Origin of the sequence: Nocardia sp. NBC_00416, from assembly GCF_036032445.1 — a bacterium.
Taxonomy (GTDB): domain Bacteria; phylum Actinomycetota; class Actinomycetes; order Mycobacteriales; family Mycobacteriaceae; genus Nocardia.
Genome location: NZ_CP107932.1, coordinates 267,583 through 283,129, shown reverse-complemented (window position 1 = coordinate 283,129; position 15,547 = coordinate 267,583). Strand labels below are relative to the sequence as shown.

Genomic DNA, 15,547 nt, shown 5'->3' with positions numbered 1-15,547 from the left:
CCTATGCTGTCACGCGAGGACGGATCTGCATGAGCAGATCCCATTCGATTTCCGAGACCCGGCGACCGCTGGCGGCCATGACGATATCCCGGACGGTGCCGTCGAGATGGGCCGCCGCCTGCTGGGCGAGCCCGACGCCCCAGTACACCGTGCCCATCACCTTCCACCAGCGGTAGCGGTCGAGATCGAAGGTCCCGCCCGCCTGTTCGTAGCCGCCGACGAAGGTGTCACGGTCGGCGAAGCCGCCGAATTCCTTCGCGTCCTCGCGGAATCGCCACATCCGCAGCGCGGGCCAGGCGATATCGCGCATAGGGTCACCGAACCGCTGCGTACCCTCCCAGTCCAGCACCGCGCGCAGCCCGTCCGCACCGATGATCAGATTGCCGTTGCGCATATCGGTGTGGACGAGTGCGGGTTGCGGTGGCGGACCGGGCAGCCGCTTCTCGAGCCAGCTCAGCGCCAGTGCGAACACCGGCCGGTCGGACAGGAGCGCCCGGGCGCCGGCTTCCACCTCGGCGAGGTGTTCGGCGGCGGGGTCCGGCCCCGCGGCCGGGACCGCCGTCGGCGCCGACCCGGGGTCGATACTGTGCAGCCGCGCCATGGCCGCACCCCACTGCCGCGCGGTCTCCGCGGCGTTCCCGGCGGCGGCGAGCGTACGTAATACCCTGCGCGGCACCGTCTCTCCATCGATGTGCTCGGAAATGACGAACGGTTCGCCGACATAGCCGGTATCGGCGCAGACCGCGACCACGGCCGGGACCGGCACCCCGTGCGCCCGTGCCAGTTCGCGGACTCCGGCCTCCGCCGCCACGGGCATCAGTTCCACCGCGGGCGGCACGATCGTCGCGACCAGACGGCGCGGTGCACCGGCCACGGTGGCGGTGAAGGCGATATTGCGGCGGCGCGCGCCGGCGGAGAGGAACTGGAAATCGGTGATCGTCACCGGGCTGCCGAACTCTCCGGAGAGGTAGTCGGTGAGTCCCCGGGCCGGATCCGCGCTCATTCGCCCGCCCAGCTGTCGTAGCCCGGTTTGGCGATCGCGAGGTCGGCCCGGACGATCTCGGTGAGCGCCTGCCACAGCGCCTCGTCGTCGCCCGGGGGGACGGCGTCGAGCAACTCTTTCTCCCGGGCCGCCGCGGCGGGCCCCAGCTCGACCTCCCGGCCCAGGATGCGGGCCAGATTGGCCCCGACCCGCGCACGGTGCTGCAATTCCGGCGGTAAGGCCGGCAACAGTGTGGACTCCAGCAGTTCGGCAAGTGATTCCAGCAGCTCGGCTGCCGTCGGGCGGTTCTGCACTACGGCTCCCCTCGATGGATTCCGGCTCGGCGGGATACGACGAGCGGGTCCGCGGGCAGCTGGCGAGCATCCACCGATCCGACCTCCTTGTCGTCGCTACAGGCGAGCGGTGAGACAAACAGTAGAGGATGTTCTCATCGTCGCACCAGGGGTCCGGGAGCCTCCGGCACGCCGGCGGAGGAGTCCGTCGCGGAAGAACCGGTCGCCGGCGGGGTCTGGGCTCACCGGTCGCACCGGCCACACCCGCGCTACCCAGGATCAGGGTGGCCGCGGCGGCGGCTCCGGCTCCGAGCCGCACGAAATCGGGAGCGGTCACGCGGCCGCCGCGAGGACGATTCGCGGCTCACCCTGTTCGATCACCCGGCCGTCACGCAACAGCACGCAGTGGTCGGCGTCGCGCACGTCGGCACGATCGTGGGTGGCGTGCACCACCGTGACCCCGGCGTCCCCGGCCTCGCGGATCGCCGCGCCGATAGCGGCCCGGGCGGCCGCATCCAATCCGGTGCAGGGCTCGTCGAGCAGCAGCAGGCCGGACTGCTGGGCCAGGGCGCGGGCGAGCAGAACGCGCTGACGTTGCCCGCCGGACAGCGTGTCCAGGCGCCGTTCGGCGAGGTCGGCGATATCCATGCGAGCGAGGCAGTCGGCGACGATCGCCCGGTCGATCCGGGTGATCCGGCGCCACAGACCTCGATGCGCCCAGCGACCCATGGTGACCGTTTCGCGGACCGAGATGGGCAGCGTCGCCGGTATCGCCTGCTGCTGGACGACCAGCGCGGGCCGGGATCCGCCGGTACCGGAGACCGATCCGGCGATCGGCGCGACGATGCCGCCGAGGACGGCGAGCAGGGTGGATTTTCCCGAGCCGTTCGGGCCCATCAGCGCGGTGACCCTGCCGCCCGGCAAAGTCGCGGTGACCTCGTGCAATACCCGGTTCCCCTGGTAACCCGCGGTTATTTCGGTGATCTCGACATCCGCCGTGCACATTCTGTGACTCCCGCCAACAACTTGTAATGACAATCGTTATCAGTTTAATCTCTGGGCTATGGATTGGCTGATCGTCCCGTTCGAAGTCTCCTTCGTACAGCGAGCACTCTGGGGCGGACTGCTGGTCTCCTGCCTGTGTGCCCTGGCCGGAACCTGGGTCGTGGTGCGCGGGATGGCATTTCTCGGCGAAGCCATGGCGCACGGAATGCTGCCCGGGGTCGCCGTCGCGGCCCTGCTCGGCGGCAACCTGCTGCTCGGCGCGTTGGTGAGCGCCTCCGCCATGGCCGCCGGGGTCTCGGTACTGAGCCGCAACCGCCGCCTGTCCACCGACACCGGTATCGGACTGCTGTTCGTGGGCATGCTGGCGGCCGGGGTCATCCTGATCTCGCGCTCACAATCGTTCGCGGTGAACCTGACCGGATTCCTCTTCGGCGACGTCCTGGCCACTCGTCCCCGGGATCTGGTCTTCCTGCTGGCCGCGCTGGGGGTCGCGCTGGCGATCACCGTGCTCGGCCATCGCGGTTTCGTCGCCCTCAGCTTCGACCCGCGAACCGCGCAGACGCTCGGATTGCGCCCGCGCCGAGCACAATTCGCGCTGCTCGCCCTGCTGACGCTGGCGATCGCGGCCTCGTTCCACATCGTGGGCACCCTGCTGGTCTTCGGCCTGCTGGTCGCGCCGCCCGCCGCCGCCACCTACTTCACCCACCGGCTGCCCCGGATCATGCTGGCGGCCGCGGGAATCGGGGCCCTGTCCACGGTGCTGGGCCTGCTGATCTCCTGGCATGCGGGAACGGCTGCGGGCGCGACCATCGCGGCGACCGCGGTCGCGATCTTCTTCGTATCCGCCGGCGCCGCACGGCTACGCGCGGCGCTGCGCGGGCGGACCGGCGCGGGACCGGGCGGCGGGGCCACCCAGTCCGCCCGACTCGCACGACAAACCCGGAAATTCCGCGGTCGGCGCGCCGCCCGCGCGACGGTGACCGCGCTGCTGCTCGTTCCGGTCGCCGCCTGCGGCGCGAACCCCGCAGATCCGCCGGAACCGGCACCGCACGGCTATATCGCGGGCGCTGAGGAGAGCGCGAGCGCGCAGCCGCGACTGGTGCTCGCCGAGCGGTCCACGGGCGCGGTCCGGGTGCTGGACCTGGTGACCGAGCAGATCATTTCGCCGGACCCGGTCCCCGGAGTCACCCGTATCGCCGACGACGGGCGCTACGCCTATCTGGCGGCGAACGATACGACCACGATCCTCGACAGCGGCAGCTGGGTGGTCGACCACGGTGATCATGTCCACTACTACCGGGCACAGTCACGCACAGTGGGCGCCCTGAGCGGCGAGGTCCGGACCGCGCACAGCGATACCGCGGTCACCGCGGCCGTGATGAGGGACGGCTCGACCGCGCTGGCGGATCGCGCGGCGCTCGACGAGGGCACTGTCGTACCGGGTCCGGTGGCCGACGGACCGGCACTCCCCTACGGCGGTCAGCTCCTCGTCGCGGACCCCGGCGCCGGGAAGGTACAGGTGCGCAGCCGCGCCGACACACCGGCGCTGACCTTGGAACCTTCGTGCCCGAAACCGGGCGGGCAGACCGTGACCCGGCGCGGTGCGGTGTTCTCCTGCGCGGACGGCGCGCTGGTGGTGACCGAGCGCGACGACAGCTTCACCGCCGAGAAATTGCCGTATCCGGCGGGCACGACGGGCAGCGCGGACCGGTTCTTCCACCGCCGCGGCAGCGATGTGCTGGTGACCGTGCGGGATTCGCGAGTGCTGGTGCTCGATATCGGGCGCCGCGTCTGGCGGACCATCGCGACCGGACGGGTCGCCGCGGCGAGCACGGCGGGGGCGGGCACCGCGGTACTCGCGCTGGACACCGCCGGTGTGCTGCACGCCCACGACCTGGAGACCGGTGCCGAGACCGCGCAGCGCCGGGTGTTGCCGGCTCCGGTGAACCCGGCGGCGCCGCCTGTTCTGCTCGTCGACGCCGACCGCGCCTATATCAACGACCCGGCCACCCGGCAGGTGTACGAGATCGACTACGCCGACGGGCTGCGCGTCGCCCGTACGTTCCCGCTCGACATCACCCCCGACCTGATGGTGGAGACCGGCCGATGATCAGACCCTTGCGACTCTGCGCGACCCTGCTCGTCGCCGTGTGCGCGGTCGCCGGATGCGCGGTGACGAACTCGGGTGGCGGCGGAATCGTGGTCACCACCGATATTCTCGGCGATATCACCCGGGCGGTGGTCGGTGACACGGCGCAGGTGACGGTGCTGATGCCGCCGAACTCCGATCCGCATTCCTTCGCGTTGTCGGCCCAGCAGGCGGCGGTGCTCGACACCGCCGACCTCGTCGTCGAGAACGGCCTGGGCTTGGAGGAAGGGCTGGCACGCCATGTGACGGCCGCGGCGTCGGCCGGTGTCGCGACCTTGCCCGTGGGTCCGGAGATCGATCCGCTGTCCTACCGGGCCGGCGCCGCCGCCGGAGCACCCGACCCGCATTTCTGGACCGATCCGCAACGCGTGCACCGGGCTGTGGAGGTCATCCGGGACCGGGTGCTCGAGACGGTTCCGGATATCGACGCCGCCGCCGTACGCGCCAACGCCGATCGGTACCTGACCGAACTCGACCAGTTGCGGAACTGGATGGCCGGCCAGTTCACCGGTATCGCCCCCGAACGCCGCAAACTCGTGACGAACCATCACGTATTCGGTTATCTCGCCGCACGATTCGACTTCACGGTGGTGGGTGCGGTGATCCCCGGCGGCACCAGCCTCGCCTCACCGAGTGCCGCCGATCTGGCGGATCTGGCGGCTGCCGTCAGGGCGGCCGGAGTGCCCGCGATCTTCGTGGATTCCGCTCGCCCGGACAGGCTGGCCCAGGCCCTCGCCGAACAGGCCGGTGTACAGGTCCGCATCGTCGGACTCCATTCGGAATCACTGACCGCGCCCGGTGGGGGCGCGGCCACCTACCTGGAAATGATGCGCGCCAACACCACCGCGATGGTGGCGGGTCTGGCCGACGCGTGACCCGGGACCGCTGCGATATCTCGCTGCCGCAGCCAGCACAACAGAATGAGGGAGTGTCATGCACATTCGGACCGGCCCGAAACGGGCCGTGGCCCTGTCCGGCCTACTCACCGCGGTCATCGCGGTGAGCGGCTGCGGTACCGAGACGGCCGGGGAGACGGCGATCGCCGATCCGCTGGCCGTGACCTATGACGGCGGTATCCACATACTCGACGGCAACACTCTGGTCCGCGGCGGCGGAACGGAGCTGTCGGGATTCACCCGGGTCAACCCGGCCGGCGACGACCGGCACATCATCGTGTCGACCGCCGATCGGTTCCGGGTGTTCGACGCCGTCGGCGGGCAGTTCACCGATATCGAGTTCGCCGCGCCGAAACCGGGACACGTGGTGCGCCACGCCGGGCGCACGGTGTTGTTCTCCGACGGCACCGGCACCGTGACTTCCTTCGATCCCGCCGACCTCACCGCGGGAAACCCGGCGACCAGCGAATACCGGGCCGCGGCGCCGCATCACGGTGTGGCGGTGGAACTGGAGAGCGGCGAACTGGCGGTGACCCTGGGCACCGAGGAAGAGCGGGTCGGATTGGCGATCCTCGACGCCGACCGCAAGGAGCTCACCCGCAGCGAACAGTGCCCCGGGGTGCACGGCGAAGCCACCGCGGCCGGCGACACCCTGGTTGTCGGCTGCCAGAACGGTGTCCTGATCTACCGGGACGGCAAACTCACCAAGGTCACCAGTCCGAACCCCTACGGCCGAATCGGCAACCAAGAGGGCAGCGAAGGATCGCCCATTGTGCTCGGTGACTACAAGAAGGACGAGCACGCGGAATTGGAGCGCCCCGAACAGATCTCGCTGATCGACACCGAAGCGGGCACCCTGCGCCTGGTCGATGTGGGCACCAGCTACACCTTCCGCTCGCTGGCGCGCGGGCCCGCGGGCGAGGCCCTCGTCCTCGGCACCGACGGCGGCCTGCACGTGGTCGATCCGGTCGCCGGCAAGGTGGTCCGGACGATCGACGTGCTGGACCCCTGGCAGGAGCCGATCGATTGGCAGCAGCCGCGGCCGGCACTGTTCGTCCGCGGCCCGAACGCCTATGTCAGCGATCCGGCGACCAAGCAGATCCACCGGATCGATCTGGCCTCCGGCGCGGTGACCGCGTCGGTGACCCTGCCCCAGGTCCCGAACGAGCTCAGCGGCGTCGAGTCCTGAGCACATCACGGAACGGGGCTCGCCCGGCACGGCATGAGGGGCCGGGCGGGCTCCCGCCATCGCAGGCGGCCCGAGGAATCGGTGCCGCCTGCGATGGTGCAGCGGCGGGCTCATCGACCTATCGGCACTGCGCGATCTGCTGGAGCAGCGGCCCGGCCGGTTGCGGCGAGCTACCCGGGGGTCAGGAGTCCCACGGGTCCAGTCCGGCCGAGGGATCGATGTGGTCGAGGTTCGCGACCCGCATCGCAGAGTTCAGGAGCCGGTGGCGATTCACTTGGGTGGGGTCGTTGTAGTAGGCCTCGGCGATGGCGAGATGCGTCTCGGCCAGCTGGCTTCCGATCGCCCACCGCGTATCACGACCCACGGTGTTCCACTCCTGCGGAGTGATCGCAGCGCGCAGCGCCGGACCCGAATCCCAATTGTTCTCGACACGGCGAACGAACGATTCGTCCACCATCCCGGCGGGCCCGTTGCTGTGCCGGGCGAAACCCTCCGCGGCGACCACGGCCTGCGCCGCGAACGCACGCTGGGCGGGCCCGTCGGCACGGTTGTGCGCCGCATACGCGGCGGCCACGGTCTTCTGCAGCGGCGTGAACCCGAACGGCGCATGCGACCTGGTCGCCTCCTGGACGGCGAACGCCTCCAGCGCGCCCGTGACGAGCCGGTCCGGCGCGCCGATCGCCCGCAAGACCGGGACCAGCTGGGAATCCGGAATCCGGTTGTCACGCATCAGCTTGAGCGTCCGGGCCACGCCCATCTCGCTGTTGACCCCGCCGAACCGCTCGGCTTCGCGAACGGCGAGCATCCGCCAGTTCTGGCGTCCCAATTCACCCCAGCGGTACGACTCCTCCAGACTGCCGCTCGAGGCAGCGGCGGCGCGCTGCACCCGCATCAAACCCCAGGCGAGCGGGTCGAGCGGACGCACGGTCCCGGCCAGCGCCCAGGCGACGACCGGCGAGTTGTCCAGTGTGTTCAGTGCGCCGAGGGCGCCGAGGACGCCGGAACCCGAACCACCGTGGGCCCCGCCGTGTCCGCCGCCGCCGGACTTCGCGCTCGCGCCACCGCGCAGTGCCGCGGAGATCCGCCCGGTCACCTGGTCCGAACCCCGGGACATGGCGCGTCCGAGCCGGGATACCTGGGTGACGGCGACGACCTCGACGATCGCCACGAGCACGATCACGGTGATCACCTGCCCCTGCGCCTGCCGGAAGAGGTTACCCAGGAACAGCAGGTAGATCCCGAGGAATACGGTGAACGCACTCATCCTGGCCGCCGCGAAACCACAGGTCACGAGATTGCGGACCAAATAGCTCTGCGTCGGTCCGTACACGAAACCCCCCGCGGCGAATCCGAAGATCGCCAGGAACCCGTGATAGATCGCGTCCAGCGCGCATCGGATGATGAGACCGGCCAGGAAGGCGGCGAAAACCAGCAGGACGGTGGCGCACAGCAACAGCAGCAGCCCGGCGGCGACCTGACCGAGCGTGGGGAGCGCAACCCGGTCGGCGGCCGCGGTATCACCACAGTCCGCCAGGCCCGCCCGCAGGCCCTCGGTCTCACCGGCGGTCACGCTCGCCGACCAGACCGCGCCGCACCGGTCGTCGAGCACATGGCCGAAGTTCCACACCTGTACCGGATGCCGGGCGAACTCGTCGGACATGGTCGTCGAGAATGTCTCGACCAGCCGATCCGGGTCGGCGTCCGCGCCGTTCAGTCCCGCCGCGACCGATACGCCCACATCGCGCCCCCGGGCCAGTAGGCCGTCCGCGGACAGCAGATCTGTCACCGGACCGAACACCAGCAGTCCGCCGACCACGGCTACCGCGAGCATGGTCACTATTTGCCGTGCGGCTCTGGCCGGGCTGCCGCGAATTATGAACCACGCCACAATAAATGCGCCTACGGTCGCGGCCGTGACGGATATCACCGGATCGTCGAGTTGCCGCGAAAGCGCTTCGGCCACACCGTGTAATGCCGTCGAGAACAGATCCAGCCAACGGAAACTCAAGGCGTATCCGATGAACCAGATCGCCGTCGTCACGATAACCATATAGCCGACGAATTCCAGGCCGAGCAACGTCCACAGCGCGGTTGCGCCCGGGTTCGACAATCCACCCCGATCGATCAGGAACGGGTAGTCGGCCAGGGAGACGCCGTCCGAGTCAACCACTCCGGTCCAGGCCAGACCGTCCATACGAGAGATCCCCGGGTCCGTGAGACCCGGCTCCGCGGCCACCGCCACGGCTCCGACACTTCCCGGAAAAAGAAGAATTACGTAAAGTAATGCAGCGCAATACTTCCCACGCCGCCACCACACACCCGCAGCAGGGAGCCGCCCGCGAAACGACGGAGTTTTCGATCCCACGTCGGTCAACGTCTGAATAGAACTGACACGATATAAACGCTCTTTTCCACAATCGGCACCGGTTTCGACGTACCGATGGATTATCCATTTCCGAGCCACCTCGGCAATAAATGAACTCTCCATGGCGGAAAAGGTTGTTCGATCAACAAAAGCAGGTCCGGGGTCCGCCCGCTCCGAGCCGACGCGGGCGAACCCGGACCGGAGCCGGAAGACGGACCCTAGGCTGGTCGGGACAGCCGAGTCGAGCACCGGAGCGCAGATGTCCCAAGTGATCAGTAAAGGCGGCAACGTCACCGTACGGGGCGGGCGGCTGCGGATCTCCGCCCTTCCGGCGCAGACAGATCTGACCGTGCTGTGCCTGCTGGCGAACGGCAAGGTCGGCAGTGACAGCGATTTCGTCTTCTACAACCAGCCGGCCTCGCCGGACGGTTCGGTCCGGTTGGTCGGCGGCGCGATCGAGCTGGATCTGCGGGCGGTCGCGGCGACCACGGACAAGTTCGTCGTCGCCGCCTCTGTGGATTCGGGACACTTCGGCGGTATCGCGCTGAGCGTGCGGATCTCCGAGGACAACGCGAACAACGCGGACGACGCGGACGACGCGGACGCCTACGATCTGCCGATCACCGGGCTCACCACGGAGACCACCGTCGTCCTCGCCGAGGTCTACCGGCGGGCGGGCGCCTGGAAGATCCGCAATGTGGGACAGGGCTACGCGACCGGCCTGGCCGGGCTGGCGACCGATTTCGGTATCACAGTCGACGACGAGCCCGGGGCGGCGAGCTCCCCGCCACCGGTCGCGCCCGCGGCCGGGCCGCCGCCTACCGCTCCGGCAGGACCACACGTGCTCGCGCAACCCGGGAATCCGGCGCCGCAGCCCGTTCCGGCCGCGGCGTATCCGACTCCGTCACCGGCGCCTGCCCATCCTGCCGCTCCCCCGGCGGCGCCCGGCGTGACCTTCAGCAAGGGGTCGATCACCCTGACCAAGGGGGCCGGGCCCGTTCTGCTGGAGAAGGCCCCGCTTGTCCGGCTGCGGGTGGCGTGGGCCAGCGGCACCGACTATGAGGCGTACGCGCTGGTCGTTCTCGCGGACGGGCAGGTCGTACACGTCGCAACGTTCCCGGCCGCCGGTATCCCGGCGAATCCCGGATACAACGGCCTGGTGCGCCATCTCGGCGACCGCGGCCGCGGCGATGTGCAGCGCGGCGACGGCCGCGCCGAGGAGATCATCGAGGTGCGGCTGTCGCCCGAGATCGTCGCGGTGATCCCGGTGGCGTATTCGGCGATCAACAACGGAACGGGGTCCTTCCACAAGTACCGGGTGACACTGTCGATCGAGAACGGAGCCGACAGTGTCTCGATTCCCGCCGATCAGGCGAAGAAGTCCGGCTGGATCTTCACCTGCGTACCGGGCATCGTCTACAACCGCCCGGAAGGCGTGCTCATCGAACGGCTCGAGCTCTACAGCCGGCGCTTCTCCGAACACCGGCCCGCCGCGATCCTGCATCCGGACGGACGGGTGGAAGTGCGGATGGACAAGGGTCCGGTGAACCGGTTCAAGGCGGACAGCACCTGAATCCGCCCGCCCGCGGATTACCTGCACAGTGCCTATCTTTACAATTATTGCAATCTTTTAAGAACTAGCAGGTTCACTGATAAACTCACGCCCATGGTGCATCTTTGCGGCCGGAAGCGGTCGTTGTGACGGCCCCGCGGCGGGGACGGGTCACCCAGCATCGGGTGGCGCAGACCGTGGCGGCGGAATTGCGGACCCGCATTCTGAACGGCGCCGACGACTACCGGCTGCCGACCCAGGAGCAACTGGTCCAGGAATTCGGCGTCTCCTATCCGTCGATCCGCGAGGCCATCCGGATCTTGGAAACCGAGGGCCTGGTCACCGTGCGCCGCGGGAATGTCGGCGGCGCGGAGGTGCACCGGCCCGACGAGAACTCGGCCGCCTACCATCTCGGACTCGCACTCCAAGGCGGACGCGTCACGCTGGGGGATCTGGCCACCGGGCTGCAGATGCTCGAGCCCATGTGCGCGGCGGAATGCGCGCGCCGCCCGGACCGGCTCGAGACCGTCGTCCCGGTGCTCGCCGCCAATGTCGAGAAGTCCATGGAATTGATCGATGACGGGGTGGCCTTCACCCAGACCGCCCGGGAGTTCCACGATCTGGTCGTGTCCTTCACCCCGAACGCGACGGTCCGGTATGTGGTGAGCAGCCTGGTCGCGCTGTGGTCGGCGCAGGAGGAGGCCTGGGCGGAAGCGCTGACCGGACGAGGCGAATACCCGTCGCCGGAGCAGGCCCGCGCCGCGGTCCGCACCCATCAGAAGATCGTCGACGATATCGCCTCGGGTCAGCCGACGGCGGCCGAGCACATGGCATGCGCCCATCTGGCCGCCACCCAGGCCCTGCTGCTGGACCGCTTCGACGACGGCATCGTGAACGCGTCCTCCACTCTGGCCCAGCAGGCGATCCGGTCCGGTTCGGGACGGCGCTGAGCTACAGCCGCGCCGCGCTGGGTATCTCGGTCACCGGACCCTGGTCGAAGGCGCGGATCATGGCGTCCTGGGTGAACGAGGCGATCAGCGCGCCGGCGCCGGTGCTGATCTGACCACGGATGTACGCGGTGCCCGAGCCGACGAACGTGGCCTCGTGGTGGTAGCGCAGCCAGCCGTCCCATTTCACCGGATCGTGGAAAGTGACCGCGATGCCCATCGGCGCGGTCGACAACGTGTGATGGGCCTGCGCGGTGCCGATGCCCGGGTGCGGACGCAGCGCGGTGGAGATGCCCAGATGCCCGGTGAAATGGGCGAGCACCGCGCGTCGGAGTTCGTCGCGGTCGGGCACTTCGGCGTAGCGCAGCCACGCGTCCACCACCGGTGGGCCCACCTCGTCGGGGTCGTTGATATCGACGCAGTCGACGATGCGGACCTCCCGGCCCGGCAGCGGCAGACTATCGGCCGGGACGGCGTCCGGCGGGCCGGAGACCGGCAGGCCGACCGGCTCATCCCAGCGGACCACGTCGGGTTGCGGAGTGTCCAGCAGCACCGTGCAACTCGTGCGCACCTTCAGTTCCTGCCGGACGGTCACCGTGGCGCCGGCGAAATTGCGGCCGGTCCGGATCGGGGTGACGGAGAAATCCAGCGGGGTATCCGGGTCCGCGGCCGAGAGGAACAGCGCGTGCGCGGTGCGCACAGTGCGCTCGGGCAGGGCCTTTGCCGCGGCGACGATGCTCTGTCCGAGTATCTGGCTGCCGTCGACCACACGTCGGCTGCCACCGTCGCTGTCCCCGAGATACCGTGCCGGCACCGCCGGATCGGGGCGCACATCGAAGATCTCGACCATCCGCGCCATCGAGGACGCGGGCGCACCGGGCGGCGGGTCCAGGGCGTGTCGGCCGCTCACGACCGGACCCCCGTGTAGCGGCCCGCGCCGATCGTCACCTGGACGACCGACTGATCGAAGGCCACATACCCGGCCAGGCGGGCGACCGGCGGGTGCGGCAGCGGATAGGTCCAGGCGACCCAGGGCCGGTCGCTGCCGCGGGCCGTCCAATAGGACGCCTCGCCCTTGTACGGACAGATGGTGTGCAGATCGACGGATTCGAGCTGGGTGAGGTCCACCGCGTCGGACGGGAAGTACACGACCAGGCCGTGGTCCTGTTCGTCCACCAGCAGGCAGGCATCGCTGGACGCCAGCTGCCGGCCGTCGAACACGGCGGTCATCGTATTGGTCCGGGCGAGCAGGTCCACGCGATAGTCGGGACGCTGCTGATACCCGGAACGGACAGGTTCTTCGCTCATTGCTGCTCCGAATCTCGGCTGTTGATCTCGGCGATCTTCCCGGACGGACCGGCACCGCGCACCGGGCCCGCCGGTATCACTCTCGCACGGGCAGGTACGGCTCGAGGTCCGGTTCCGGACGGACCCCGAACGACCGCATGGCCATGGCCAGCATCGCGTAGGTCCCCACGGTGAACACGATGTCCATCAATTGCTGTTCGTCGAAATCCTGTGTGAGCGCCTGCCAGGTGCTCTCGGCGACGGAACCGGAACCGCGCAACTCGTCGGCCGCCCGCAGCAACGCGCTCTCCGCGGCGGTCCAGCCCGGGGCGGCGGGACCGTCGGCGATCCGGGCGATCTCCGCCGCGGTCAGGCCCGCGTTACCGCCGAGCACCGCGTGCTGGGCCCATTCGTAGTCGCTGTCCCACAGATGCGCGACCCGCAGAATGAGCAGCTCGCGCTGCCGGTCCGACAGTTTCGTGCCATAGAGCAGGTGGCCGTTGAACGGAAGGAACGCCATGGTGAACGCGGGGTACCGAGCCAGCGTTCCGAGCAGATTGGTACCAGACCGGGTATTCGCGGGCGCCGGGCCGCCGTCGTGCACCCGGGAGCGGAACTCGGCGAAGAACGCGCGCAGTTCCGCCGACCAGTCCGCGGGCTTCAGCGGGGGTATCCGCTCCATATCCGACTCCTCTTCCACCGTCGTACCGGGATCGTTCATGTGTTGCGTCCTCCGTTCACCCCGACCGTCTGCCCCGTGATGTAGCCGGCCTCCTCGCCGACCAGGAACGCGCAGGTGGCGGCGATATCCTCCGGTTGCCCGATCCGGCCGACCGGGGTGCCGGCCACCTGCCGGTCGAGATCGAACACCCCGTTGTCCAATGCCTCGCGCATCATGGGGGTTTCGATGAAACCGGGCGGGACGGTGTTGACAGTGATGCCGTAGCGGCCGAATTCGAGGGCCAGCACCTTGGTGAGACCGTTCATCCCCGATTTCGAGGACACGTACGCGGCCATGCCGGGGACCCCGCTGTGCGTACTCGACGAGGAGATGTTGACGATGCGCCCCCAACCGGCGGCGACCATATCCGGAAGCACGACCTGACAGCAGTGGAAGGCGCTGGTGAGGTTGGTGGCCAGCACTCGGTTCCAGGTTTCGGGCTCGAGTTCCAGAAACGGCCCGGACACCGTCACCCCCGCACAGTTCACCAGGATCGCCGGACCGCCCAGCGCGGAACGCACGTCGGCCACCCCGGCTTCCACCGCGGACCGATCGGCGACGTCCACACCCACACCGAGGGCCGTCCCACCGTCGGCGCGGATCGCGGCCGCCGCCGCGCCCGCCGCGGCATCGTTGATATCGAACACGGCGACCGCGGCGCCGTCGGCCGCCAGCCGGCGGCCGATCGCCGCGCCGATTCCGGATGCGCCACCGGTCACTATCGCGGTGCGTGTCATGCGATGAGCTCGGACCCGAGCACGGTGGAGCGCGCCATCTTCCGGGGTTGGGAGCGATCGAATTCGCAGGCCCGGTGCACCAGGCCGGTGTTGTCCCACAGCACCAGATCGCCCACCGACCAGGTGTGGGTGTACACGCGGTCCGGCGTGGTCGCGCGGTGTTCCAGATCGTCGAGCAGATCCCGGCCGTCCGCCGGGTCGGTGCCGTGGATATGCGAGGCGGTGGCCCCGAAGACCATGGACCGGCGGCCCGATTCGTGCTGCCACACCAGCGGGTGGATCCGGTCGTCCCAGCGCTCCCAGTCGGCCAGCTGTTCAGGGCTGGGATCGGTGTAACTCAGCTGCTGGATTCGCGCCATCCGGTGGACGATCCGGATATCGCGCAGGCGTGCCTTCTCCCGGTCGCCGAGTTCGTCGTAGGCGAGATAGGTACTGGCGAAGGCGGTTTCCCCGCCTTCGGGGGTGATCACGCGAGCGCTCATGATCGATGTCCTGGCGATCATCCGGTCCAGGCAGCCGTCGATATGCCAGAAATCGTTGCTCGGGAAGTACGGCGCCAGCGGATTGGCCGGGTCGAAGCTGATCTCCATCACATGTTCGTTCGGGAACTTCGGGAACCTTGCCAGTTCACCCAGTTTCGCACCGAATTCGACCTGGACCGCGTCGGGAGCGTGCAACTCCCGGAACAGGACCACGCCGTATTTCTCCAGCAGCTCCTGGCACAGCCGTGGCAGGTCGGGGTCGGCGACCAACCGGTCGGCGTCGACGCCGAGTATCTCGACGCCCACCCTCTCACTCAGTTCGGTGGTGGCGACGGCCGGCATGCTCGTTCTCCTCACTACGCTCAGCTGGGCGTATTCGACTGCCGCACATTGCGCAGGGGGCGACGGTAGGACGGGTCGCCCGGAGTACGCGACGGTGCGCCGTTGGCATGGATATCGGGGACGTCGGCGAACGGGATGGGCATGGTCGGCACGACGCCCGACCATTCGATCGCGTTGGTGCGCAGCGCGATCCGCCACCGGCCGTCCCGCCGCTCCAGGCGATCGAGGTAGCGGCCACCGGCCAGCCAGTTCGAATCGTCGCGGTTGCGGGCGGCGAACAGGTAATACGTTTCGGTATGGGCGGTATCGCCTTCGATATCGCAGGTGTGGTTGAGCAGATTGTGGTGCGTGGCGTACTGGCCCTGTTCGTGCATCGCCGCAGCCCAGTCGTACAACTCGGCCGGACCGCCCACGAAATCTCCGGCCGCGACGGTGGCGTCGGGATGGAACGCGGACAGGAACAGCCCGCGATCGAACCGGTCCATGCCGCGGCTGAACCGGGTCAGGCAGTCGATGATGTCCTGCCGGTCCAGCAGGGTCGCGAGCCGCTGCTGGGTGTCTGCGATGGTCATGGCGTCCTCGATGTCGATGCGGGGGTTG

15 protein-coding genes are annotated in these 15,547 nt (G+C 69.0%); 5 read left to right on the top strand and 10 right to left on the bottom strand.

The genetic code is table 11. The features are described from left to right. Position 1 precedes the first annotated feature (1 nt). From OG804_RS01380 to aztA, 3 genes are all read right to left on the bottom strand, one after another. Positions 2–1,003, bottom strand: a complete 1,002-nt coding sequence (locus OG804_RS01380; protein ID WP_328393015.1) for a phosphotransferase family protein — start codon at positions 1,001–1,003, stop codon at positions 2–4. Next, positions 1,000–1,296 carry a DUF6285 domain-containing protein gene (locus OG804_RS01375; protein ID WP_328393013.1) on the bottom strand — a complete coding sequence of 99 codons (297 nt, stop codon included), beginning with the start codon at positions 1,294–1,296 and terminating at the stop codon, positions 1,000–1,002. Before OG804_RS01375 ends, OG804_RS01380 begins: the two co-directional genes overlap by 4 nt. A 312-nt stretch (positions 1,297–1,608) precedes the next feature. After that, on the bottom strand, positions 1,609–2,280 hold the full coding sequence (aztA, locus tag OG804_RS01370; protein WP_328393011.1) for a zinc ABC transporter ATP-binding protein AztA: 672 nt from the start codon (positions 2,278–2,280) through the stop codon (positions 1,609–1,611). A gap of 58 nt (positions 2,281–2,338) precedes the next feature. Here aztA and aztB point away from each other — a divergent pair, with 58 nt between their 5' ends. The 3 genes from aztB to aztD are packed head-to-tail and all read left to right on the top strand — an operon-like array spanning position 2,339 to position 6,514. After that, on the top strand, positions 2,339–4,390 hold the full coding sequence (gene aztB, locus OG804_RS01365; RefSeq protein WP_328393009.1) for a zinc ABC transporter permease AztB: 2,052 nt from the start codon (positions 2,339–2,341) through the stop codon (positions 4,388–4,390). After that, positions 4,387–5,304: a zinc ABC transporter substrate-binding protein AztC gene (aztC, locus tag OG804_RS01360; RefSeq protein WP_328393007.1), complete on the top strand. Its 918-nt coding sequence runs from the start codon at positions 4,387–4,389 to the stop codon at positions 5,302–5,304. The genes aztB and aztC overlap by 4 nt, the downstream gene beginning before the upstream one ends. A gap of 58 nt (positions 5,305–5,362) precedes the next feature. Next, on the top strand, positions 5,363–6,514 hold the full coding sequence (gene aztD, locus OG804_RS01355) for a zinc metallochaperone AztD (RefSeq protein WP_328393005.1): 1,152 nt from the start codon (positions 5,363–5,365) through the stop codon (positions 6,512–6,514). A 181-nt stretch (positions 6,515–6,695) separates the two neighbouring features. Here aztD and OG804_RS01350 read toward each other — a convergent pair whose 3' ends face one another. Further along, a complete protein-coding gene (locus tag OG804_RS01350) occupies positions 6,696–8,708 on the bottom strand; it encodes a hypothetical protein (RefSeq protein ID WP_328393003.1) in 2,013 nt (670 codons plus the stop codon). Positions 8,709–9,138: 430 nt separating this feature from the next. Here OG804_RS01350 and OG804_RS01345 point away from each other — a divergent pair, with 430 nt between their 5' ends. Both OG804_RS01345 and OG804_RS01340 read left to right on the top strand, forming a co-directional pair. After that, complete coding sequence (locus tag OG804_RS01345) at positions 9,139–10,452, top strand: TerD family protein (RefSeq protein WP_328393001.1); 1,314 nt, start codon at positions 9,139–9,141, stop codon at positions 10,450–10,452. A 125-nt stretch (positions 10,453–10,577) separates the two neighbouring features. After that, entirely contained in the window at positions 10,578–11,381 is an 804-nt protein-coding gene (locus OG804_RS01340) for a FadR/GntR family transcriptional regulator (protein ID WP_328392999.1), read from the top strand. A 1-nt stretch (position 11,382) separates the two neighbouring features. Here OG804_RS01340 and OG804_RS01335 read toward each other — a convergent pair whose 3' ends face one another. The 6 genes from OG804_RS01335 to OG804_RS01310 all read right to left on the bottom strand — a co-directional run bounded on the left by OG804_RS01335 (position 11,383) and on the right by OG804_RS01310 (position 15,519). Continuing rightward, positions 11,383–12,288 (bottom strand): acyl-CoA thioesterase, encoded by a 906-nt coding sequence (locus OG804_RS01335; RefSeq protein ID WP_442941714.1) that lies wholly within the window; start codon positions 12,286–12,288, stop codon positions 11,383–11,385. Further along, positions 12,285–12,686 carry a DUF427 domain-containing protein gene (locus tag OG804_RS01330; protein ID WP_328392997.1) on the bottom strand — a complete coding sequence of 134 codons (402 nt, stop codon included), beginning with the start codon at positions 12,684–12,686 and terminating at the stop codon, positions 12,285–12,287. Before OG804_RS01330 ends, OG804_RS01335 begins: the two co-directional genes overlap by 4 nt. Before the next feature lie 76 nt (positions 12,687–12,762). Next, complete coding sequence (locus OG804_RS01325; protein ID WP_328392995.1) at positions 12,763–13,386, bottom strand: carboxymuconolactone decarboxylase family protein; 624 nt, start codon at positions 13,384–13,386, stop codon at positions 12,763–12,765. Next, on the bottom strand, positions 13,383–14,123 hold the full coding sequence (locus tag OG804_RS01320; protein WP_328392992.1) for an SDR family NAD(P)-dependent oxidoreductase: 741 nt from the start codon (positions 14,121–14,123) through the stop codon (positions 13,383–13,385). Before OG804_RS01320 ends, OG804_RS01325 begins: the two co-directional genes overlap by 4 nt. Then, the gene (locus OG804_RS01315) at positions 14,120–14,947 is read right to left on the bottom strand and encodes a TauD/TfdA dioxygenase family protein (protein ID WP_328392990.1); all 828 of its coding nucleotides are present in this window, start codon (positions 14,945–14,947) and stop codon (positions 14,120–14,122) included. The genes OG804_RS01320 and OG804_RS01315 overlap by 4 nt, the downstream gene beginning before the upstream one ends. Before the next feature lie 20 nt (positions 14,948–14,967). Continuing rightward, a complete protein-coding gene (locus OG804_RS01310; RefSeq protein ID WP_328392988.1) occupies positions 14,968–15,519 on the bottom strand; it encodes a nuclear transport factor 2 family protein in 552 nt (183 codons plus the stop codon). Between the last annotated feature and the right edge of the window lie 28 nt (positions 15,520–15,547).

Bases quoted from the DNA above. Each gene is read 5' to 3' on its own strand.
- OG804_RS01380 (WP_328393015.1), bottom strand. From the start codon at position 1,003: ATGAGCGCGGATCCGGCCCGGGGACTCACCGACTACCTCTCCGGAGAG.
- aztA (WP_328393011.1), bottom strand. From the start codon at position 2,280: ATGTGCACGGCGGATGTCGAGATCACCGAAATAACCGCGGGTTACCAG.
- aztB (WP_328393009.1), top strand. From the start codon at position 2,339: ATGGATTGGCTGATCGTCCCGTTCGAAGTCTCCTTCGTACAGCGAGCA.
- aztC (WP_328393007.1), top strand. From the start codon at position 4,387: ATGATCAGACCCTTGCGACTCTGCGCGACCCTGCTCGTCGCCGTGTGC.
- aztD (WP_328393005.1), top strand. From the start codon at position 5,363: ATGCACATTCGGACCGGCCCGAAACGGGCCGTGGCCCTGTCCGGCCTA.
- OG804_RS01350 (WP_328393003.1), bottom strand. From the start codon at position 8,708: ATGGACGGTCTGGCCTGGACCGGAGTGGTTGACTCGGACGGCGTCTCC.
- OG804_RS01345 (WP_328393001.1), top strand. From the start codon at position 9,139: ATGTCCCAAGTGATCAGTAAAGGCGGCAACGTCACCGTACGGGGCGGG.
- OG804_RS01330 (WP_328392997.1), bottom strand. From the start codon at position 12,686: ATGAGCGAAGAACCTGTCCGTTCCGGGTATCAGCAGCGTCCCGACTAT.
- OG804_RS01325 (WP_328392995.1), bottom strand. From the start codon at position 13,386: ATGAACGATCCCGGTACGACGGTGGAAGAGGAGTCGGATATGGAGCGG.
- OG804_RS01320 (WP_328392992.1), bottom strand. From the start codon at position 14,123: ATGACACGCACCGCGATAGTGACCGGTGGCGCATCCGGAATCGGCGCG.
- OG804_RS01315 (WP_328392990.1), bottom strand. From the start codon at position 14,947: ATGCCGGCCGTCGCCACCACCGAACTGAGTGAGAGGGTGGGCGTCGAG.
- OG804_RS01310 (WP_328392988.1), bottom strand. From the start codon at position 15,519: ATGACCATCGCAGACACCCAGCAGCGGCTCGCGACCCTGCTGGACCGG.